The 21,134-nt window shown below is 70.5% G+C and carries 16 protein-coding genes; 6 read left to right on the top strand and 10 right to left on the bottom strand.

From position 1 onward, the window contains the following. Positions 1-169 precede the first annotated feature (169 nt). A complete protein-coding gene (locus ABT009_RS14590) occupies positions 170-2,974 on the bottom strand; it encodes a serine/threonine kinase C-terminal domain-containing protein (protein ID WP_351293331.1) in 2,805 nt (934 codons plus the stop codon). Between the two features lie 242 nt (positions 2,975-3,216). Beyond that, entirely contained in the window at positions 3,217-5,703 is a 2,487-nt protein-coding gene (locus tag ABT009_RS14595) for a serine/threonine-protein kinase (protein WP_351293334.1), read from the bottom strand. A 112-nt stretch (positions 5,704-5,815) separates the two neighbouring features. On the opposite strand from ABT009_RS14595, the gene ABT009_RS14600 reads away from it, so the two are divergent. Next, on the top strand, positions 5,816-6,859 hold the full coding sequence (locus ABT009_RS14600; RefSeq protein ID WP_351293337.1) for a serine hydrolase domain-containing protein: 1,044 nt from the start codon (positions 5,816-5,818) through the stop codon (positions 6,857-6,859). Positions 6,860-6,924: 65 nt separating this feature from the next. On the opposite strand, the gene ABT009_RS14605 is transcribed toward ABT009_RS14600, so the two are convergent. Further along, complete coding sequence (locus tag ABT009_RS14605; RefSeq protein WP_351293340.1) at positions 6,925-8,631, bottom strand: glycerol-3-phosphate dehydrogenase/oxidase; 1,707 nt, start codon at positions 8,629-8,631, stop codon at positions 6,925-6,927. Positions 8,632-8,896: 265 nt separating this feature from the next. Between ABT009_RS14605 and ABT009_RS14610 the strand changes: the two genes are divergently transcribed. After that, positions 8,897-10,189: a nucleotide sugar dehydrogenase gene (locus ABT009_RS14610; RefSeq protein WP_351293342.1), complete on the top strand. Its 1,293-nt coding sequence runs from the start codon at positions 8,897-8,899 to the stop codon at positions 10,187-10,189. Between the two features lie 88 nt (positions 10,190-10,277). Here ABT009_RS14610 and ABT009_RS14615 read toward each other — a convergent pair whose 3' ends face one another. The 4 genes from ABT009_RS14615 to ABT009_RS14630 all read right to left on the bottom strand — a co-directional run bounded on the left by ABT009_RS14615 (position 10,278) and on the right by ABT009_RS14630 (position 14,663). Beyond that, complete coding sequence (locus tag ABT009_RS14615; protein WP_351293345.1) at positions 10,278-11,402, bottom strand: GuaB3 family IMP dehydrogenase-related protein; 1,125 nt, start codon at positions 11,400-11,402, stop codon at positions 10,278-10,280. A 102-nt stretch (positions 11,403-11,504) separates the two neighbouring features. After that, entirely contained in the window at positions 11,505-13,010 is a 1,506-nt protein-coding gene (gene guaB, locus ABT009_RS14620) for an IMP dehydrogenase (RefSeq protein ID WP_351293348.1), read from the bottom strand. Positions 13,011-13,185: 175 nt separating this feature from the next. After that, a complete protein-coding gene (locus ABT009_RS14625; protein WP_281399109.1) occupies positions 13,186-13,761 on the bottom strand; it encodes a sigma-70 family RNA polymerase sigma factor in 576 nt (191 codons plus the stop codon). A gap of 290 nt (positions 13,762-14,051) precedes the next feature. Further along, positions 14,052-14,663 carry a response regulator transcription factor gene (locus tag ABT009_RS14630; protein WP_003948568.1) on the bottom strand — a complete coding sequence of 204 codons (612 nt, stop codon included), beginning with the start codon at positions 14,661-14,663 and terminating at the stop codon, positions 14,052-14,054. 390 nt (positions 14,664-15,053) lie between these two features. Between ABT009_RS14630 and ABT009_RS14635 the strand changes: the two genes are divergently transcribed. Then, a complete protein-coding gene (locus tag ABT009_RS14635; protein WP_351293352.1) occupies positions 15,054-15,383 on the top strand; it encodes a WhiB family transcriptional regulator in 330 nt (109 codons plus the stop codon). 138 nt (positions 15,384-15,521) lie between these two features. Here ABT009_RS14635 and ABT009_RS14640 read toward each other — a convergent pair whose 3' ends face one another. Next, complete coding sequence (locus ABT009_RS14640) at positions 15,522-16,418, bottom strand: LysR family transcriptional regulator (RefSeq protein WP_351293355.1); 897 nt, start codon at positions 16,416-16,418, stop codon at positions 15,522-15,524. 81 nt (positions 16,419-16,499) lie between these two features. On the opposite strand from ABT009_RS14640, the gene ABT009_RS14645 reads away from it, so the two are divergent. The 3 genes from ABT009_RS14645 (at position 16,500) to ABT009_RS14655 (ending at position 18,868) form a co-directional block, all read left to right on the top strand. Beyond that, positions 16,500-17,168 (top strand): MOSC domain-containing protein, encoded by a 669-nt coding sequence (locus ABT009_RS14645; protein ID WP_351293358.1) that lies wholly within the window; start codon positions 16,500-16,502, stop codon positions 17,166-17,168. A gap of 127 nt (positions 17,169-17,295) precedes the next feature. Then, positions 17,296-18,069: an SDR family NAD(P)-dependent oxidoreductase gene (locus tag ABT009_RS14650; protein ID WP_351293361.1), complete on the top strand. Its 774-nt coding sequence runs from the start codon at positions 17,296-17,298 to the stop codon at positions 18,067-18,069. A 100-nt stretch (positions 18,070-18,169) separates the two neighbouring features. Continuing rightward, positions 18,170-18,868, top strand: coding sequence for an ester cyclase (locus tag ABT009_RS14655; RefSeq protein WP_351293364.1), 699 nt, complete (start codon positions 18,170-18,172; stop codon positions 18,866-18,868). 104 nt (positions 18,869-18,972) lie between these two features. Here the strand turns inward: ABT009_RS14655 and groL are convergent, their stop codons facing one another. Together groL and groES are read right to left on the bottom strand one after the other, a co-directional pair. After that, positions 18,973-20,601, bottom strand: a complete 1,629-nt coding sequence (gene groL / locus ABT009_RS14660; protein WP_351293367.1) for a chaperonin GroEL — start codon at positions 20,599-20,601, stop codon at positions 18,973-18,975. Between the two features lie 109 nt (positions 20,602-20,710). Continuing rightward, positions 20,711-21,019: a co-chaperone GroES gene (groES, locus tag ABT009_RS14665; RefSeq protein WP_015035628.1), complete on the bottom strand. Its 309-nt coding sequence runs from the start codon at positions 21,017-21,019 to the stop codon at positions 20,711-20,713. Positions 21,020-21,134: the final 115 nt, after the last annotated feature.

Consider the following 21,134-nt stretch of genomic DNA (forward strand, 5'->3'; position numbering starts at 1 on the left):
TGCCGCACGCGTGTGCACATGGAAGGTCATCCTCCGGCCGACGTGACCGGATCAGGTGTGCTGGCGGTTTCGCGTCGTTCCGATCCGTACGCAAGAGCGAACAACACCCGGTCGTCCGCGGCCGGACGGCGTCCCGCGACGACCGCCGTGCCGCTGCGACGGCGCCCCCTCAGCCGGTGACCTGATACGTCGCCGAAGCCTGCTCGTACAGCCTCGTGACCTCGTCGCGCTCCGCTTCCGGTCCGCGGACCTGGACGACGTGGTAGCGCCCGTCGATGACCATCGCGAGATTGCGTACGTAGATCTCCCGCCCCTTGGCGTCCTGCCAGGTGAACTGCCCCTCGGCCATGGTCCGGCCGCCCACCTCGATGGTGCGCATTCCGCTGGAGGTGGCCCAGCTGGAGTCGCGGAAGGGCTGCAGTTCCGGCTCCTTCTCGCGTTGGTACGTCATGGGGTCGCTGCCGTACACCGATGTGCTGTCCCGGCCGGATACGACGATCAGCGTGAAGTCGCCGTCCGTGTAGCGGACCTGATCCTGTTCGTCGTCCGGGTGCCGGTCCCAACCTCTGGCCACGGCGACCTGGAAGCCTTCCGGGTCCTTGCGCAGGACGAACCCCGCCGGCAGCTCCGGCCCCGTGGTCTGTGTGTGCTGTGAACCGCCGCTCGGAGAGGCGCCACTCGACTCGAAACCGCCGCTCGAGGCCGCGGAACCCGCCTCACCCGCGGTGCCCGAACGGTCCTGTCCCTGACTTCCGTCGCCGCGCGGCTCGGCCTTCGGCATGAACAGCATCGCGTAGGCGATGGCCGCGGCGAGTCCCAGCAGTATGAGCAGGAGCAGCGTCCGGCCGAGCGACCTCGGTCCTCGCTGCCGCGGCTGCCGGTCCGGCTTGGCCCGTTTGTGCCGGCCGCTGTGCCCGGTGGTGGCGGGCGGCTGGGCACGGCGCTTCCGTACGATCTCGCCGCGGCGGCGTACGACGGGCAGGCGGCCGGCGTCGTACGGCGGTGCTGCCACGACGTTGGCGCCCGCATCCGGCTCCGGCGCCGACCTGACGAGCGAGCGCAGCCAGCCGCGCAGCTCCTCGAAGTCGATCCGCTCGATGGGGTCCTGACGCAGCAGTGACTCGACGACGGGGCGCAGCGGTCCGCACTCCTCCGCGAACGCGGGCGGCTCCGCGCACACGAGCTGCACCAGTTCGGCGGTGGTCTCCTCCGGATACGGCGCGTGTCCCTGCACCGCACGGAACAGCAGCGCGCCCAGCGCCCACAGGTCCGTGGCCGGGCCGACGGGCGGCGCGAGCTGCCAGTTCTCGTGCACGGGGCCGGCCTGTTCCGGGGCCCATCGCTCGGTGACGGGTCCGACCACCACCATGCGGGCCTGCCGGGCGCGCTCGGCGGCCAGCGGCGTGGCGGGGCCGCGGCTTTGGCGACCGGGTGCGACGAGTTCGTTCCAACGCGTACCGGTGTGGGTGGATTTGCTGCCCGATTTGGTGAGTGCTGGTGCTTCGTCGTGGCGCGCCGCCGGGATCATGTCGCTACTGGGCGGGGCTTCAGCTCCGGTGCCTGCTCCGGTTCCGGTGCTTGTCTCGTTTGTGGCTTCGGTTCTGGTCTCGGCTTCAGCCCGGGCCTCGGGGCCGGTTCCCGTCTCGGGTCCGGTTCCGGCTGCGATTTCGCGTCCGTGTTTGTCGGTTCTGTCGGACGCGTCTCGGGTCTCGTCGGCCTGCCCCGCCACCCCGCGGGCTCGCGGAACCGCCCCGTGCCAGTACTGCTCCAGGCGCACTCCATGGGCCTGGTCGGGGCGTGGTGCATACGACTGACCGGGGTGCGGTGCATACGACTGACCGGGGTGCGGTGCATACGACTGACCGGGGTGCGGTGCATACGACTGACCGGGGTGCGGTGCATACGGCTGGTCGGGGTGCGGTGCCTGGTCGGAGCGAGGCGCGGGCAGGGACGGCGTCGCGTCGGGGCGCCGCTCCTGGGTGACCCGCGCGGCGGCCCGCGCACCGGCGCGATAGGCCGCGATGGCTCCGGCACGCGCCGCCCTGACGTCGACGTCACCACCGGCGTCGAGGGCGCGCCGCCCCAGAGCCGTGGTCGGGGACGTGCCGGACGGCGTGGGTGGCGACGTCGGCACCGCCGCCCGGGAGGAGGAGGGGGACGGGCCGATGGCGGGAGCGCCGACGGGCCGCGGGCCACCTGCCCCGCTGCCCCGGCCCGAAGCGCTCGTGTCGAAGTCGCCGGCCGCACTGGCCCCACCGACGTCGCCGGTCCCGCCGAAGTCCGCGGTTCGGCCATCAGCAGCGAAGTGATCGGCACCCGCATCGGCAGCATCGGCATGGGAGAAATCTCCGGCACCGGCGAAGTCTTCGGCCGGCCGAGGATCGTAGCCGCACAGGGCCTCCTCCGCCGCGCCGGCGGCCAGGCCCGTCAGCATCACACGGCCGTCGTCGCAGACCAGGACCGTGCGCGTGGTGATGTTGCCGTGCACCCAGCCATGGGCGTGCAGGGCACGCAGCGCGGTCAGCACGTCCGAGGCGACCTCAGCCGCCCGGTACGGCGTGAGCGGTTTCTCGGCGAGCAGCGCCGCGAGCGGCCGGGCCGCCACCAACTCGCTGACGATCCACAGCGAACCGCCGTCCGCGAACACGTCGAAGACCTGGTCGAGCCGCGGATGGTCGGGGACCTGTGCGGCTGCCTGCGCCGCCTCGATCGCGCGCCGCACCGCCGGGTCCGTGGGCCTGCGCGTCGCGCGACCGGGGGCGCGCCGCGGAGCCGCACCGACGAACCCCTCCGGCAGACCGTCGGCGTCGAGCACCTCCGCCTCGACGACCTCCGGCAACTGCACCTGCCTGACGAGGACTTCCTGCCCGCTGAAGGTGTCGAAGGCCCGCGTCTGCGCCAGTTCGTACTCGTCCGACGGCGGCAGCGGCAGGCGGTAGCGGTCGGCGAGCGCTCGCCCCGCGTAGTCGTCCACGACGCCTCCCCCGTCCCCGCACGGCGGTCAATTCCGTTCGTCTTATATACGTCTTGCGTACGGTTGCGGCCGGATGCGGCTGCGTACCGTCCGCAACCACTCACGATACGTGCCGAAGGCAATCCGCATTGACGGATTCGGGATCTCACGAAACGCGCCGCGAAATCGGACGGGTTGGGACGGGGATGGACGGTCGCGGACGGGATGGACGGGTGCGGACGGGATGGACGGGCTCGGACGGGTCAGGACTTGGGCGTGAACGTCCGGGCGAACGTCTGCCAGGTCTCACGCCTCTGCTCGCCGCTCCAGCCCTTCGCCTTCGCCGTGTACATGAGCGCATAGCCCTGGTGGGAGTTGACGACGAAGCCACGGTCTATCGACCGCCACTTGGTGCCGCCGTCCACATAGGTGAACTCCCAGTCCGCCGTGTTCCAGCCGCGGTAGTCCACCTTCTCGATCCGGATGCGGTGGTACTGGGAACGGGTCATGTACCGCTCCTGGTTCTCCCAGTCGCGCACCGCGTCGTCCTTGGGCGTCGTCGTCCAGCCGACCAGCAGCTTCTGTCCGTCCGGGCCGGTGAAACGCGCACCCGCGGCATCCGTGGAGACGTACTTCCAGCCCTTCGGCAGCCCGATCGAGAACCCCTGCTGGTGCTTGTACGTCGTCACCGCGTCGTACTTCGAGCCCGTGGCGTCGTCGCTGTCGCTCTCGGCGCCCGAGCTCTCTCCGGGGTCCGCACTCTGGCCTGCGGACTCGTTCGAACCGGTGTCCTCGCTCGGGCCCGTCTCCTCGGCGCTGCCCTTGTCCGTACCCGTATCGTTCCCGCTGCCCTTGCCTGCCTCGTCGCTCCCGGCGGTCGCACCGCTGGATGCGGCCTTGTCGCTGCCGTTGCCGTTGCCCTGCGCCGTGCCGCCGTCGTCGCCGCCCAGCGCGAACGCCAGCACGGTGCCCAGTACGGCGAGCGCGACGACCACGGCGACGGCCACGAGCGTGCGCCGCGGCACCACATCGGCGAGCGACGCCTTGGGCTGGGGACGCGGCGGGGTGGCCGGGGGCGTCGGAGTGGCCGGAAGCCCGGAAGCTCCGTGCGCCGCGGCCGGGTCCTCGCCCGCGGCACCCCGGGCTGCGGAGGTCCCACCCGTGCCGACACCAGCGGCGCCCGCAGCACCAGCGGTGCGGGCGGCGCCCGAGCCCGCGTCGGCGGCCGCATTCGAGACGCCGTCCCCGGTGGCGGACGCGGCATCCGCGCCGGTGGCGGCGGCCGTGGACTTGCCTGCGGCCGTTGACTTGCCTGCCGAAGCGTTTGTTCTGGCAGCGTCCGTCCCGGACGCGGTGGTGCGCGCCGCCTCGGGGCCGGCTACTCCAGCTCCACCGCCACGAGCATCCCTGGACGGGCCGGCCGCCCCTCCGGCAGTCCCGAGCGCTTCGGCGGAGTCGGCACGACCGCCCGAGCTCGCGGAACGGGAAGAACCGGCGGTACCAGCGGCGTCGGCAGCACCAGCGGCACCGCCACCGGACCCAGCCGCACCAGCAGCCGCCCCGCCGCCGAGCCCACTCCCAGAGGCCGCATCGGAACGGGTGACGGAATCCGAAGGCGCCGTGGCCGGCTCCGACGCCGCCGACGACGCCGTGGTGGTCTTGCGCGCCGGCCGCAGCGAACGCAGCGCGCCGCGCAGCCGCTCCGCCGCGTCCTCGGCCTTGCGTCCCGCGGAGCCCGCGGCGCCACCGGCCGACGCAGCAGCAGCGGAGGACGCCGCACACCCGGCCGCCGGACCGCCGCCCGACGCACCGCCCGCCTTCGGACCGCCCCTGCGCGGCCGCTTCTCCGGCACGGGCGGCAACGGCACGACCTTCGTGGCGTCGACCGGCTCCGGCTCGGGGGCGTGGATCACGTCGCTCAGCAACGCCCGCGCGCCCGCGTCATCGAGCCGCTGCTCGGGGTCCTTGGCGAGCAGGCCGTAGATGACCTTCTCCAGGGGACCCGCGTTCTTCGGCGGCTCCAGCGGCTCGGTCATCACGGCGGTGAGCGTCGCGATCGCGGAGCCCTTGTCGTACGGCGGGAAGCCCTCCACCGACGCGTACAGCAGACCGCCGAGCGACCACAGGTCGGCCGCGGGCCCGGGCTTGTGCCCGCGCGCCCGCTCTGGCGAGATGTACGAGGGCGCGCCGACGAGCATGCCGGTCGAGGTGATGGACGGGTCGCCCTCGACCTGGGCGATGCCGAAGTCGGTCAGCACGACCCGGCCGTCGTCCGCGATGAGCACGTTGGACGGCTTCACGTCGCGGTGCAGGATCCCCTCGCGGTGCGCCGAGCGGAGGACGTCGAGGATCGCGAGGCCGACCTCGGCCGCACGCTTCGGCGTCAGCAGCCCGTCCTCCCGGATGACCTCGGCGAGCGACTTGCCCTCGACGAGCTCCATCACGATCCACGGCCGGTCGTCCTCGTGGACCACGTCGAACACGGTCACCGCGCTCGTGTTGCGGATCCTCGCGATGGCCTTGGCCTCGCGCAGCGTGCGCGTGACGAGGCGGCGCTTCTCCTCCGCGTCGATGCTCGAGGGGAACCTCAGCTCCTTGACGGCGACCGCACGCCCCAATGTCTCGTCCAGGGCGCGCCAGACCGTGCCCATGCCGCCGCGGCCTAGGACCCCTCCCAGCCGGTAGCGCCCGGCGAGGAGACGTGCACTGTTGTCCTGACGGGCTTCGCCCGCTTGCTCCGCCTCCGACATGCGTCCCCTCTGCAACCCGCCCTGACAGAGCCTTCATTGTCCCTCACCCGGGGACCGGCCGACGCCCAGGGTCCGCCGTCCCGCATGATGGGTCGCACACATGGAGGACCGCATGCCCCTGCCACGGACACAGCTGGCCGTACTGCTGGCCGCGACCCTCCTCTGCCTGTCCACTGGCAGCGCCCCGGCCTCCGCGACACCGCCGGCGGACGCCGCTCTCACTCTGCTCGTCACCCGCGGCAAGGCCCCTGCGGCGGCCCTGCTGGCCCGCGAGGAAAAAGGCTCACGCTTCGCCCGTACGGGTCCCGCCATACGGCGTGCCGACCACTTCCGCGCGGGCAGCATCACCAAGACGTTCATCGCAACAGTAGTGCTGCAGCTCGCAGCCGAACACCGGCTCTCCCTGTCCGATACCGTGGACCGCCATCTCCCCGGCCTGATACGGGGCCACGGCAACGATGGCCGGATGCTGACCCTGCGGGCGCTGCTCACCCACACCAGCGGCCTCTACGACTTCACAGCAGACACCAAGGGCACCATCCCCGTCTCTCCCCTCCAGGCGGTCCGTACCGCGCTTGCGCACTCCCCGTCCCCGCGGGGCAGCTTCGCTTACTCGAACACCAACTACGTGCTGCTCGGCATGGTCATAAGGCAGGTCACCGGCCGTTCCTACGCCGCCGAGGCCGAGCACCGCATCATCACCCCTCTTCGTCTGACAGGCACCTCCTTTCCGGGCGCCCGCACCTCACTTCCCTCGCCGCACGGCCGCTCCTACACCTCCGACGGCACGGACGTCACCGCCCTGGACCCCCGGGTCGCCGGCGCGGCCGGAGAACTCGTCTCCACCCTCGCCGATCTGGGCCGCTTCTACGCCGCCCTGCTCGGCGGGAGGCTGCTCCCGCCCGCCGAACTGCACGAGATGCTCAACACCCGTGCGACGCACGGCCGCTATGGAATGGGCCTCTATCCCGTGCAGCTGCCCTGCGGCACCACGGTGTGGGGCCACAACGGACGCATAGCGGGCAGCTATGTGCGCACCGCGGCCACGCGCGACGGCCGACGCGTGCTCATACTGCGGGTCAACACGGACGCGATAGCGGACCCGAAGCTCGAACCGAGCGTGCTGACCGCCGAATTCTGCCCCCGGGCGCCCTGAGAGCGCTGCTGCCGGTTCTGAGAGCAGCTGCTGCCGGTCACCGGCCGCAGAGGCCCGGTCTCCGGCTACAGCGGCACGATGTCCGGCGCCCCCAGTCGCGCCGCGTCCGCCGTCAGGTCGTCCGGTTGGCGCTGGGACTCGCGCTCGGCCTCGACCCGCTTCTGATAGTGCTCCACCTCGCGCTCGATCTGGTCCTTGTCCCAGCCCAGCACCGGAGCCATCAGCTCCGCGGCCTCCCGGGCGCTGCGCGTGCCCCGGTCGAAGGTCTCTATGGATATCCGGGTGCGCCGCGTGAGGACGTCGTCGAGGTGCCGCGCACCCTCGTGCGAGGCGGCGTAGACGATCTCGGCCCGCAGATAGTCGTCCGCCGCATGGAGCGGCTCGCCCAGCGACGGGTCCGCGGCGATGAGGTCGAGGAGCTCCTCGGTCAGCGCGCCGTAACGGTTCAACAGGTGCTCCACGCGGGCCACATGGATGCCGGTGCGCGCCGCTATCCGTGCCCGCGCGTTCCACAGCGCCCGGTATCCCTCGGCTCCGACGAGCGGGATCTCCTCCGTGACGCAGTCCGCGACGCGCTGGTCGAGGCCGTGCACCGCCTCGTCCACCGCGTCCTTGGCCATCACCCGGTACGTCGTGTACTTGCCGCCCGCCACGACGACGAGACCGGGGGCCGGATGGGCCACCGTGTGCTCGCGGCTGAGCTTGCTCGTGGCCTCCGACTCCCCGGCGAGCAGGGGCCGCAGTCCCGCGTACACCCCCTGGACGTCGTCCTTCGAAAGCGGCACCGCGAGCACCGAGTTGACGTGCTCGAGCAGATAGTCGATGTCGGCGCTCGACGCCGCCGGGTGCGCCTTGTCCAGGTCCCAGTCCGTGTCCGTCGTCCCGATGATCCAGTGCCGCCCCCACGGGATCACGAACAGCACGGACTTCTCGGTCCGCAGGATCAGGCCCGTCGTGGAGTGGATGCGGTCCTTGGGCACGACGAGGTGGATGCCCTTGGAGGCCCTGACGTGGAACTGCCCCCTCTCGCCCACCATCGCCTGGGTGTCGTCCGTCCACACACCGGTGGCGTTGACGACCTGCTGGGCGCGGACCTCGTACTCCCCGCCGGCCTCCACGTCCTGCACCCGGGCGCCGACGACGCGCTCGCCCTCGCGCAGGAAGCCGGTCACCCGGGCGCGGTTGGCGACCTTCGCGCCGTACGCCGCGGCCGTGCGGACCAGGGTCGCCACATAGCGGGCGTCGTCCATCTGCGCGTCGTAGTACTGCAGGGCCCCCACCAGCGCCTCCTTCTTGAGGCACGGCGCGACCCGCAGTGCATGACTCCTGCTCAGGTGCCGGTGCATCGGCAGCCCTCGGCCGTGCCCGCGCGCCATCGACATGCCGTCGTACAGGGCCACGCCCGTTCCTGCGTAGAGCCGCTCCCAGCCCCTGTGCTGGAGCGGATAGAGGAACGGCACCGGCTTGACCAGATGAGGCGCGAGCCGCTCCAGGAGGAGGCCCCGCTCCTTCAGCGCCTCGCGCACCAGCGCGAAGTCGAGCATCTCCAGATAGCGCAGACCGCCATGGATCAGCTTGCTCGACCGGCTCGAGGTGCCGGAAGCCCAGTCCCTCGCTTCGACCAGGCCGGTCGACAGGCCGCGCGTCGCGGCGTCGAGTGCGGTGCCCGCGCCGACCACACCGGCGCCCACGACCAGGACGTCCAGCTCACGCTCGGCCATGCCCGCGAGTGACTCGGCGCGCTCCGCCGGCCCCAGTGTCGCTGTCCTCACTGCTGCCTCCCGTTTTCGTCGCGCTCGCTGCCGCACCCTTCGGGTGTGCCCGGGCCCGCATCCCCCATGCCCAAATTCTGACCGCGCCGCCCGACTTCAGCCACCGCCCACTCCTCAGCCTGTGGACAACACTCGGCGATCATCGGGCCAGCAATGCCGCATAACGGTCATATTTACTCCTAGTCTGACATTGCGCTGGTCCACCTTGTCCACAGGGCTTGCGCGATCCGCCCGCTCCGGTTATTGGGAAGGACGTCCCACCCCCATGCCCGCAGATCTCGCAGTCGTCGGACTCGGCCACATCGGCCTGCCCCTCGCCCAGGCCGCCGTCGCCGCCGGCATCGCCACGCTCGGTTACGATCCCGGCCTCGCCGCCGACCGCCCCGCCGCCCGACTCCCGGCCGACGGCGCGGACACCGGACCCCTGCTGGACCCCGGGGCCCTGGTCGACACCGGCGTCCTCACCGCCGCCGAACTGCGCCGGATGCTCTCGGGGGGCTTCCGGCCCATCACCGACCCCGCCGAGCTGGGCCGGGTCCGCACAGCCGTCATCTGCGCGCCGGTTCCGCAGGGCGCGGACGGCGCACTCGACCTGGGCCCGCTGTCCGGTGCGGCTCGCGCTCTGGCCGCCCGGCTGCGCCCGTACACCACCGTCATCCTCGAATCACCCGTGCCGCCGGGCACCACCGAGGGAGTCCTGCGCACCCTCCTCGAAGAGGGCTCCGGCCTCCGCGCGGGCCGCGACTTCCACCTCGCGTACTCCCCCAGCCGCACCGACCCCGGCAGCCGCACCCACGGCCACGCCAACACCCCCAAGGTCATCGGCGGCCTCACCCCCGCCTGTACCGAATCGGCCGCGGCCTTCTACGGCCGCCTCACCGACAAGGTGGTACGCGCGCGTGGCCTGCGCGAAGCCGAGACGGTCCAGCTCCTCGAGACCAACTACCGGCACGTCAACATCGCCCTGGTCAACGAAATGGCCGTCCTCTGCCACGACTTGGGCATCGACCTGTGGGACGTCATCCGCTGCGCGGAGACCAAGCCGTTCGGTTTCCAGGCCTTCCGGCCGGGGCCCGGCGTCGGCGGCCACAGCGTGCCCCAGGACCTGTCGGGGCCCCCGCACACCGTCCGCCCGCTGCGCATGGTGGAGCTCGCCCAGCAGGTCAACGGCCACATGCCCCGGTACGTCATCCAGCGCACCGCGACCCTCCTCAACGAGCACGGCAAGTCCGTGCGGGGCGCCCGCATCCTGCTGCTGGGCGTCACGTACAAGCCGGACCTCGCCGACCAACACGGCTCCCCCGCCCGTGAGATCGCCACCCGTCTGCTGGAACTGGGCGCCGCGGTCAGCTACCACGATCCGTACGTCGCCGCCTGGAGTGTGCTCGACCGCCCCGTTCCCCGCGCCGACTCGTTCTACGAGGCGGCGGCCGACGCGGACCTGACGCTCCTCCTCCAGCCCCACCGCACGTACGACCTGCAGGGCCTGGCCGTGAAGGCCCAGCTGCTGCTGGACACTCGGGGCGCCACGCCGGCGGGTGCGGCCCACCGGCTCTGAACGCCCCCGCCGTCGTGGGTCGGAAAAACGACCGGGGGCGCCCATCCGAAGAGGGCGCCCCCGAATTCAGCTCAGGCAGCGGCCGGCGTCACCGCTTGTGCTGCGAGTCCGCCACCGTGACCTCGACCCGCTGGAACTCCTTCAGCTCGCTGTAGCCCGTGGTCGCCATGGCGCGGCGCAGGGCGCCGAAGAAGTTCATCGAGCCGTCGGGGGTGTGCGACGGACCGGTGAGGACCTCCTCGATCGTGCCGACCGTGCCGAGGTCCACCTTCTTGCCACGCGGCAGCTCCTCGTTGACGGCCTCCATGCCCCAGTGGTGGCCCTTGCCCGGCGCGTCGGTCGCGCGCGCGAGCGGGGAGCCCATCATCACCGAGTCGGCGCCGCAGGCGATCGCCTTCGGCAGGTCGCCGGACCAGCCCACACCGCCGTCCGCGATCACGTGCACGTAGCGGCCGCCGGACTCGTCCATGTAGTCGCGGCGGGCGGCGGCCACGTCGGCGACCGCGGTCGCCATCGGGACCTGGATGCCGAGGACATTGCGCGTGGTGTGCGCGGCGCCGCCGCCGAAGCCGACCAGCACGCCCGCCGCACCCGTGCGCATCAGATGCAGGGCGGCGGTGTACGTGGCGCAGCCGCCGACGATCACCGGGACGTCCAGCTCGTAGATGAACTGCTTCAGGTTGAGGGGCTCGGCCGCGCCCGACACGTGCTCGGCCGACACCGTCGTACCGCGGATCACGAAGATGTCGACGCCCGCGTCCACGACGGCCTTGGAGAACTGGGCCGTACGCTGCGGCGACAGCGCGGCCGCGGTGACCACGCCGGAGTCGCGCACCTCCTTGATCCGCTGGCCGATCAGCTCCTCCTTGATCGGGGCGGCGTAGATCTCCTGGAGGCGGCGGGTCGCGGTGGCCGGGTCCAGCTCCGCGATCTCGTCGAGCAGCGGCTGCGGGTCCTCGTACCGCGTCCACAGGCCCTCGAGGTTCAGCACGCCCAGGCCACCGAGCTCGCCGATGCGGATCGCGGTGGCCGGGGAGACGACCGAGTCCATGGGGGCTGCCAGGAAGGGCAGCTCGAAGCGGTAGGCGTCGATCTGCCAGGCGATCGAGACCTCCTTCGGGTCCCGCGTGCGCCGGCTGGGGACGACGGCGATGTCGTCGAACGCATACGCCCGGCGGCCGCGCTTGCCGCGCCCGATCTCGATCTCAGTCACGTGTGTGGCCTTTCCCTCTGCGTTTCAGCGTCTTCCAGTATCCCCGACGCACACGACGAGGGCGGCCCCGGAATCTCCGGGACCGCCCTTCACGCGCGTGGCTCAGCCCTTGCGGCTGTAGTTCGGCGCCTCGACCGTCATCTGGATGTCGTGCGGGTGGCTCTCCTTGAGGCCCGCCGACGTGATCCGCACGAACCGGCCGCGCTCCTGCAGTTCGGCAACGGTCCGCCCGCCGACGTAGAACATCGACTGCCGCAGACCGCCGACCAGCTGGTGCACGACCGCCGAGAGCGGACCCCGGTAGGGAACCTGGCCCTCGATGCCCTCCGGAACCAGCTTCTCGTCGGAGGCGACACCCTCCTGGAAGTAGCGGTCCTTGGAGAAGGACTTCCGGTCGCCGCGGGTCTGCATCGCGCCCAGCGAGCCCATGCCGCGGTACGACTTGAACTGCTTGCCGTTGATGAAGAGCAGCTCGCCCGGCGACTCCTCGCAGCCCGCGAGCAGCGAGCCCAGCATCACCGTGTCCGCGCCGGCGACCAGCGCCTTCGCGATGTCACCGGAGTACTGCAGGCCGCCGTCGCCGATGACCGGGACCCCGGCCGCCTTGGCGGCGAGCGCCGCCTCGTAGATGGCCGTGACCTGCGGTACGCCGATGCCGGCGACGACACGGGTCGTGCAGATGGAGCCCGGGCCGACGCCCACCTTGATCGCGTCGACGCCGGAGTCGATGAGCGCCTGCGCACCGTCGCGCGTGGCGATGTTGCCACCGATGACGTCGACGCCGGACGAGTTCGACTTGATCTTGGCGACCATGTCGCCGACGAGTCGCGAGTGGCCGTGCGCGGTGTCGACGACGATGAAGTCGGCGCCCGCCTCGATCAGCGCCTGGGCGCGCTCGAAGGCGTCGCCCGCGACACCGACGGCGGCGCCGACGATGAGCCGCCCCTCCGCGTCCTTGGCGGCGTTCGGGTACTGCTCGGCCTTCACGAAGTCCTTGACGGTGATGAGGCCCTTGAGGACGCCGTTGTCGTCGACCAGCGGCAGCTTCTCGATCTTGTGGCGGCGCAGCAGCTCCATGGCCTCCACGCCGGAGATCCCGACGTTGCCGGTGACCAGCGGCATCGGCGTCATGACCTCGCGCACCTGGCGCGAGCGGTCGTTCTCGAAGGCCATGTCGCGGTTGGTGACGATGCCCAGCAGCTTGCCGGCGGGGTCGGTGACCGGGACGCCGCTGATGCGGAACTTGGCGCAGAGCGCGTCGGCCTCGGCGAGCGTCGCGTCCGGATGCACCGTGATCGGGTCGGCGACCATGCCGGACTCGGACCGCTTCACCAGGTCGACCTGGTTGGCCTGGTCCTCGATGGAGAGGTTGCGGTGCAGCACACCGGCGCCGCCCTGACGGGCCATGGCGATCGCCATGCGCGCCTCGGTGACCTTGTCCATGGCCGCGGACAGCAGCGGGACGTTGATCCGGACGTTCCGGGACAGATACGAGGAGGTGTCGATCTGGTCGGGCGCCATATCGGAAGCGCCCGGCAGCAGCAGCACATCGTCGTAGGTCAGCCCGAGTGTCGCGAATTTGTCGGGCACTCCGTCGATGGCAGTCATGACACCTTCTCCAAATGGCCTTGATCGGTGCGGATGTCCATGCTAACGGGAACCGGAGGCGTCTCATTCCACGAACAAGATCACCGAGCAGCTTTGTACGTTCATACGTGACGGCGGCCCGCTCCGGCGGGAACGGGCTCGAGCACTCCCCGGGGCCCGCCCCGACATGCCGTACCTACTGCTCAGCCAGGGCCCGCAGCCGGCTCAGCGCCCGGTGCTGGGCCACCCGCACCGCTCCCGGCGACATTCCCAGCATCTGCCCGGTCTCCTCGGCCGTGAGTCCGACGGCGATCCTCAGGAGCAGCAGCTCGCGCTGGTTCTCCGGCAGGTTCGCGAGGAGTTTCTTCGCCCACTCGGCATCGCTGCTCAGCACGGCCCGCTCCTCCGGGCCGAGTGAGTCGTCGGGCCGCTCGGGCATCTCGTCCGACGGGACGGCCGTGGAGCCCGGGTGGCGCATGGCGGCGCGCTGCAGGTCGGCGACCTTGTGCGCGGCGATGGCGAAGACGAAGGCCTCGAAGGGGCGCCCCGTGTCCTTGTAGCGCGGCAGGGCCAGCAGCACCGCCACGCACACCTCCTGCGCCAGGTCCTCGACGAAGTGACGGGCATCACCCGGCAGCCGGGACAGGCGCGTACGGCAGTAGCGAAGGGCGAGGGGGTGGACATGGGCGAGCAGGTCATGGGTGGCCTGCTCATCGCCCTCGACGGCACGGTGGACGAGCGCACCGATCACCGTCGTCCCGTCCTCGCGCATCGGTCCATGGTGCCTTGCGGCTGCTCGCTCCGTGGCACCACGTCCGTAGTTGTGCACCGAAGCGTTATGAGCAGGTGCGCCGGAACTCATCTCCTGCGCCCTCCCCTTCCGCTCGACCGACTTGTCCCCGAGGAACTCCACACCTCAAGGATGCGGCATCGGCCGCGAAGCGACATAAGCCGCTGCCGCGGCGGGGACACCAACCGCTGCCATGGCGGGCGGAAGCGGGCATCCGCCGCCCCGCCCACCGTACGGCGGGCGGGGATCGCCGTACCCCCGCGGCGGCACACCTAACGGACCAGGCCCCAGCGGAAACCGAGCGCCACCGCGTGCGCCCGGTCCGAGGCGCCGAGCTTCTTGAACAGCCGCCGGGCATGCGTCTTGACGGTGTCCTCGGAGAGAAAAAGCTCACGGCCGATCTCGGCGTTCGACCGGCCATGGCTCATGCCCTCAAGGACCTGGATCTCACGTGCGGTGAGCGTCGGCGCCGCCCCCATCTCGGCAGAGCGCAGCCTGCGCGGGGCGAGGCGCCAGGTGGGGTCGGCGAGCGCCTGCGTCACGGTGGCACGCAGTTCCGCACGTGAGGCGTCCTTGTGCAGATAGCCGCGGGCACCTGCCGCGACGGCGAGCGCGACGCCGTCCAGGTCCTCGGCGACGGTGAGCATGATGATCCGGGCACCCGGATCGGCGGAGAGCAACCGACGGACGGTCTCCACGCCCCCCAGACCGGGCATGCGTACGTCCATCAGAATCAGGTCCGAGCGGTCGGCCCCCCAGCGGCGGAGGACTTCCTCGCCGTTGGCCGCCGTCGTCACACGCTCGACGCCGGGCACGGTCGCGACCGCGCGGCGCAGCGCCTCTCGGGCAAGCGGGGAGTCGTCGCAGACGAGGACGGATGTCATGGCCGCCCTCCGCAGCTGATGCGCGTCACCTTGAACCTCCAGGCTGGTACGGATCGTCACCTGTGCGGTCGACACTCGAACAGCCGACACTGCCGTCTGCCCGAGCGCTTGTTCTTTCAACCGCTTCCGCAGACTCAACGACGGTCACTCGAAAGAGTTACGGGTCGGTCAGCCACCTTCGGCACTCTACGTGAGGGTACGGATACACCGCAGGTCGCGCGGCTACCGCTCGCAGTTCTGACGCCACCTATGCCCCATTCAGGCGCCTTTTCTTTCCATTTCCTGGTGTCTGCGACTAGATTCGCAAAGAGTCATATTTTCATCTCCTTAGACAGTAGATGTACGGTCGTGGGCACTGTCCGCGTCAGAACGGCTACAAGGGGACAAGCGATGGCAGATTTCTCCCGCCTTCCCGGACCGAACGCAGATCTGTGGGACTGGCAGTTGCTCGCGGCCTGCCGCGGAGTCGACAGTTCGCTCTTCTTCCACCCGGAGGGCGAGCGGGGAGCGGCGCGGAGCGCCCGCGAGAACTCGGCCAAAGAGGTCTGCATGCGATGCCCGGTGCGGGCAGAGTGCGCCGCCCACGCCCTTGCGGTGCGCGAGCCCTACGGCGTGTGGGGCGGGCTGACCGAGGACGAGCGCGAGGAGCTCATGGGTCGCGCGCGCAACAGGCTGGTGCCGGCTTCCACGGCGAGTGGCGGCAGCGCCGGCGAGGGTTGACGCGAAGCGTCAGCAGCTAATCGAAGGATCGTTTTTGCAGGAGGGGGCTCCTGCGAGGGGCACGCGCATGCGTGCCTGTTCTGTTTCCCGCCCTGATTCCCCGCGACCCTCGCGCCTGACGCGCCGCGGACCTGTCTCCTAACGCGCCGCGGCCCGAGCCAGGTGGTCGAGCGTCGCCGCCACCGCCGGTACCTGGGCCAGATCCGGCAGCGTCAGCGCGACGATCTCCCGTCGCACCGGGGGCTCGACCGCCACCGCCCGCACCCCCTTCGGGCGTACGGACTCCAGCGCGAGCTCGGGGAGTACCGCCACCCCGAGACCGGCCCCGACCAGCCCGACCACCGCCGGATAGTCGTCGGTGGCGAAGTCGATGCGGGGTGCGAAGCCCGCACTCTCGCAGACCTCGACCAGCTGTCGCCGGCAGCGCGGGCAGCCCGCGATCCACGGCTCGTCGGCGAGCTCCCCGATGGCGAGCGCGTCCGCCCCGGCGAGTCGGTGACCCTGGGGGACGAGACAGACGAGCCGGTCGGCGAGCAGGGGGCGCACCACCAGGTCGCCCCACTCCTCGGCGCCGGCCGCGCCCTCGTAGCGGAAGGCCAGCGTTACATCGCAGTCGCCCTCGCGGAGCATCTCGACCGAGCGCGGCGGCTCCGCCTCCACCAGCGAGACGCGGGTGCCGGGGTGTGCGGCGCGCAGCGCGGCCAGCGCGGAGGGAACGAGCGTGGAGCTGCCGCTGGGAAAGGAGACGAGCCGGACCCGGCCGGCCCGCAGGCCCGCGATGGCGGCGATCTCCTCCTCGGCCGCGGTGAGGCCGGCGAGGATGGTCGTGGCGTGCCGGACCAGCGCCTCGCCCGCCTGTGTGAGGCGCATCTCGCGGCCCGTGCGGATCAGCAGCGGCGTACCGGTGGAGGCTTCGAGGGCCTTCATCTGCTGGCTGACCGCGGGCTGGGTGCAGCCGAGTTCGCGGGCCGCCGCCGAGAAGGAACCCGTGGCGGCCACGGCACGCAGGACACGGAGATGACGGGCCTCGATCACACTTCGAGCATAAGCGTGTCTTGGGTACGACAGCGAATAATGAGTGGACGCTTTGGCGATCGATTACCTAGCGTTACCGCCATGAGGCTTCTCTCTGTGAATGTGGGCCGCCCCGAGTCCGTCGCGTACACGGATACGGAGAGCGGGCTGACCGGCATCGACAAGCGGCCGGCCGACGGCCCGGTCCGAGTGGTGGCCCCCGGCCCGAAGGGCGTGGGCGGCAGCGGGGTGGTCGGCGACGCGGTCTGCGACATGCGGCACCACGGCGGGGACGACCAGGCGGTGTACGCGTTCGCGCGCGAGGATCTGGACGCCTGGGAGCGCGAGCTCGGACGGCCGCTGCGGTCCGGCGCATTCGGTGAAAACCTCACGACGGAGGGGCTCGACGTGACCGGCGCGAAGATCGGCGAGCGCTGGCAGATCGGTCCCGATCTCGTGCTGGAGGTCACCTCCGGGCGGATCCCCTGCCGTACGTTTCAGGGGCATCTCGGGGAGAGGGGCTGGGTGAAGCGGTTCACGCGGCAGGGCTCCCCCGGTGCGTATCTGCGGGTGATCGAGCCCGGGGAGATACGGGCGGGCGACCCGATCGAGGTAGTGCACCGGCCGGATCACGAGGTGACCGTCGCCTTGCAGTTCCGGGCCGTCACGACCGAGCGTGAGCTGCTGCCGCGACTGCTTGCGGCGGCGGAGGGGCTGCACACGGGGGTGCTCAGGGACGCACGCGACTACGTGGCGAAGTACGGCTCCTGACGCTCCGTCATTGCACGGACCCCTGTCGTCCGTACGGTCTCCGCCACCCGTACGGACGAGGCGCCGCCGTGCGGCAGCGGGCGGACGGGCCCCGGCGCGGAAACCGGCAGTTGACTAGCCTTGATCCATGACAACGGCTCTGATTACGGGATCCACGGCGGGCATCGGCGCCGCCTTCGCGCGGCGCCTCGCCGCAGACGGCCGCAACCTGGTCCTGGTGGCGCGCGACACCAAGCGGCTTCGCGAGCAGGCCACCGAGTTGCACGATCGGCACGGCATCGAGGCGAAGGTGCTGACGGCGGACCTCGCGACGGAGGACGGCATCGAGGCGGTCGTCTCACGACTGAAGGACCGCAAGAGCCCGGTCGACCTGCTGGTCAACAACGCGGGCTTCGGCAACAAGGGCCGTTATCTGGAGGTCTCCATGGCCGACGAGCTGACGATGCTCAAGGTGCACTGCGAGGCCGTGCTCCGGCTGACGTCGGCGGCGGCGGAGGCGATGCGGGAGCGCGGCCGCGGAGCCGTGATCAACGTCGCCTCGGTGGCGGCGTTCGTCCCGCGCGGAACGTACGGGGCGTCGAAGGCGTGGGTCGTGCAGTTCACGCAGGGTGCCGCGAAGGACCTGGCCGGGTCGGGGGTACGGCTGATGGCGCTGTGCCCCGGCTTCGTACGGACGGAGTTCCACCAGCGTGCCGGGATGAGCACGGACAACATCCCCAAGTGGATGTGGCTCGACGCGGACAAGCTGGTCACGGCCGCGCTGGCCGATCTGTCCCGCGGGAAGACGCTGTCGATTCCGGACCCTCGGTACAAGGCGCTGATGGGCCTGGTGAAGGTGACCCCGCGGTCCCTGGTCGGCGGGATCTCGTCGAAGACGGGCCGGAAGTACGGGCCCCAGTGACGTCCAGGCCTCCGGGAATCCCATTGCGTCAAATCGGATGAATCGAATTCTTCACTAAAATGGAGGCATCCCACCGGGCCCGAGCACTTCGGGAGGCGTCATGACGTTCGTCCAGCTCATTGACTGCAAGACGAGCAGATTCGACGAGATGAACCGGCTCATGGACACATGGGTCGAGCAGACCAAGGGCAAGAGGACCGCCTCGCACAGCATCATCGGCAAGGACCGGTCCGACGACTCCCACTTCATCGAGATAGTCGAGTTCCCGTCGTACGAGGACGCGATGAGGAACTCGAACCTCCCGGAGACGGACCGGATCTTCCGGGAGATGGTGGCCCTCTGCGACGAGATGCCGACGTTCACCGACCTGGAGATCGTCCGCGACGAACAGCTCTACAAGGACACGTGCCGAGGGTTCTTCGCGACGATCGCCGCCAAGGGCGACCTTCCGCCGCTCGACGGCTTCCTGGCGGAGAACTACCACGACCACGATCCGGCCAACGACCCGGACAACATCGGGATGGACGCGATGCGCCGCGAGATAGAGATGTGGCGCGGCGGCTTCGATTTCGAGTTCACCATCGACGACCAGCTCGCCGAGGGCGACAGGGTCTGCACCCGCTGGACCTGGAACGCCACTCACACCGGCGAGTTCATGGGGATTCCGGCCAGCAACAAGCAGGTCACCATGACCGGCATCACCATCCACCGGTGCCGCGAGGACGGCAAGATCGTCGAGGGCTGGTGGCAGTACGACAGGCTGGGCCTTATGGGGCAGCTGGAGGCACTGGAGATGTAGCCGCGGTCCCGGCCGCCGACAAGACGTCAACAAGAGGAAGGTCCCCGTTCCCTGAGGGAACGGGGACCTTCCTTCGTCGTCAGCCGACGTGCGCCGACAAGACGTCAGTGCGCGTGGCCGTGGCCGTGACCGTGACCGGCCTCGGCCTCCTCCTCGGCCGGCTTCTCGACGACCAGGGTCTCGGTCGTGAGCAGCAGCGAGGCGATGGACGCGGCGTTCTCCAGGGCGGAGCGGGTGACCTTGACCGGGTCGATGACGCCGGACTTCACCAGGTCGCCGTACTCGCCGGTGGCGGCGTTGTAGCCGTTGCCCTTCTCGAGCTCGGCCACCTTGGAGACGATGACGTAGCCCTCGAGGCCGGCGTTCTCAGCGATCCAGCGCAGCGGCTCGACGGCGGCGCGGCGGACGACCGAGACACCGGTGGCCTCGTCGCCGGTCTTGCCGAGGTTGCCCTCGAGCACCTTCACGGCGTGGACGAGCGCGGAGCCACCACCGGAGACGATGCCCTCCTCGACCGCGGCGCGGGTCGCGGAGATGGCGTCCTCCAGACGGTGCTTCTTCTCCTTCAGCTCCACCTCGGTGGCGGCGCCGACCTTGATCACGCACACGCCGCCGGCCAGCTTCGCGAGGCGCTCCTGGAGCTTCTCGCGGTCCCAGTCGGAGTCGGTGTTCTCGATCTCGGCCTTGATCTGGTTGACGCGGCCCGCGACGTCCTCGGACTTGCCGCCGCCGTCGACGATGGTGGTGTCGTCCTTGGTGACGGTCACGCGGCGGGCGGTGCCGAGCACCTCGAGGCCGACCTGGTCGAGCTTGAGGCCGACCTCCTCGGCGATGACCTGGCCGCCGGTGAGGATCGCGATGTCCTGCAGCATCGCCTTGCGGCGGTCGCCGAAGCCGGGGGCCTTCACCGCGACGGCGTTGAAGGTGCCGCGGATCTTGTTCACGACGAGGGTGGACAGGGCCTCGCCCTCGACGTCCTCGGCGATGATCAGCAGCGGCTTGGAGGCACCGGCCTGGATGACCTTCTCGAGGAGCGGCAGCAGGTCCTGGATGGAGGAGATCTTGCCCTGGTTGATGAGGATGTACGGGTCCTCGAGGACGGCCTCCATGCGCTCCTGGTCCGTCACGAAGTACGGCGACAGGTAGCCCTTGTCGAAGGCCATGCCCTCGGTGAAGTCCAGCTCCAGACCGAAGGTGTTGGACTCCTCGACGGTGATGACACCGTCCTTGCCGACCTTGTCCATCGCCTCGGCGATGAGCTCGCCGACCTGCTGGTCCTGGGCGGACAGCGCGGCGACGGCGGCGATGTCGGACTTCTCGTCGATCGGGCGCGCGGTCGCGAGCAGCTCGTCGGAGACGGCGGCGACGGCGGCGTCGATGCCCTTCTTCAGGGCGGCCGGGGAAGCGCCCGCGGCGACGTTGCGCAGACCCTCCTTGACGAGGGCCTGGGCCAGCACGGTGGCGGTGGTGGTGCCGTCACCCGCGATGTCGTTGGTCTTGGTCGCCACCTCCTTCACCAGCTGGGCGCCGAGGTTCTCGTACGGGTCGTCGATCTCGACCTCACGGGCGATCGTGACACCGTCGTTGGTGATGGTGGGCGCGCCGAACTTCTTGTCGATGACGACGTTGCGGCCCTTGGGGCCGATCGTCACCTTGACCGTGTCGGCGAGCTTGTTGACGCCGCGCTCGAGGGCGCGACGGGCGTCCTCGTCGAACTTCAGGATCTTCGCCATGGGAGCGTTTCAGCCCTCTCGGAACTCGTATGAAAGAACTGCGCCCCTCGCCGCCCGGCTTCAGCGGGGTGGCCAGGGGCGCAGCTCACAAGCAAATCTTGCGGGTGACTTACTTCTCGACGATCGCGAGGACGTCGCGCGCCGAGAGGACGAGGTACTCCTCGCCGTTGTACTTCACCTCGGTGCCGCCGTACTTGCTGTACAGCACGACATCGCCGGTCTTCACGTCGAGCGGAAGGCGCTCGCCGTTCTCGAAGCGGCCCGGACCCACGGCGAGGACGACGCCCTCCTGGGGCTTCTCCTTCGCGGTGTCCGGGATGACCAGGCCAGAGGCCGTGGTCTGCTCGGCGTCCAGCGGCTGGACCACGATGCGGTCCTCGAGCGGCTTGATGGCAACCTTGGAGCTGGTGGTCGTCACGATCCGACCTCCCCCTTCGGAGATCTCACGGGGTTAACTGTCTGAGGTGGCGACCAGGTCGATCCGTCGTCGCGGGTGCCGGACCTGCCCGTCGCGTCTGGCACTCTCCAGGGGG

Origin of the sequence: Streptomyces sp. NPDC002896 (assembly GCF_040295225.1) — a bacterium.
GTDB lineage: Bacteria > Actinomycetota > Actinomycetes > Streptomycetales > Streptomycetaceae > Streptomyces.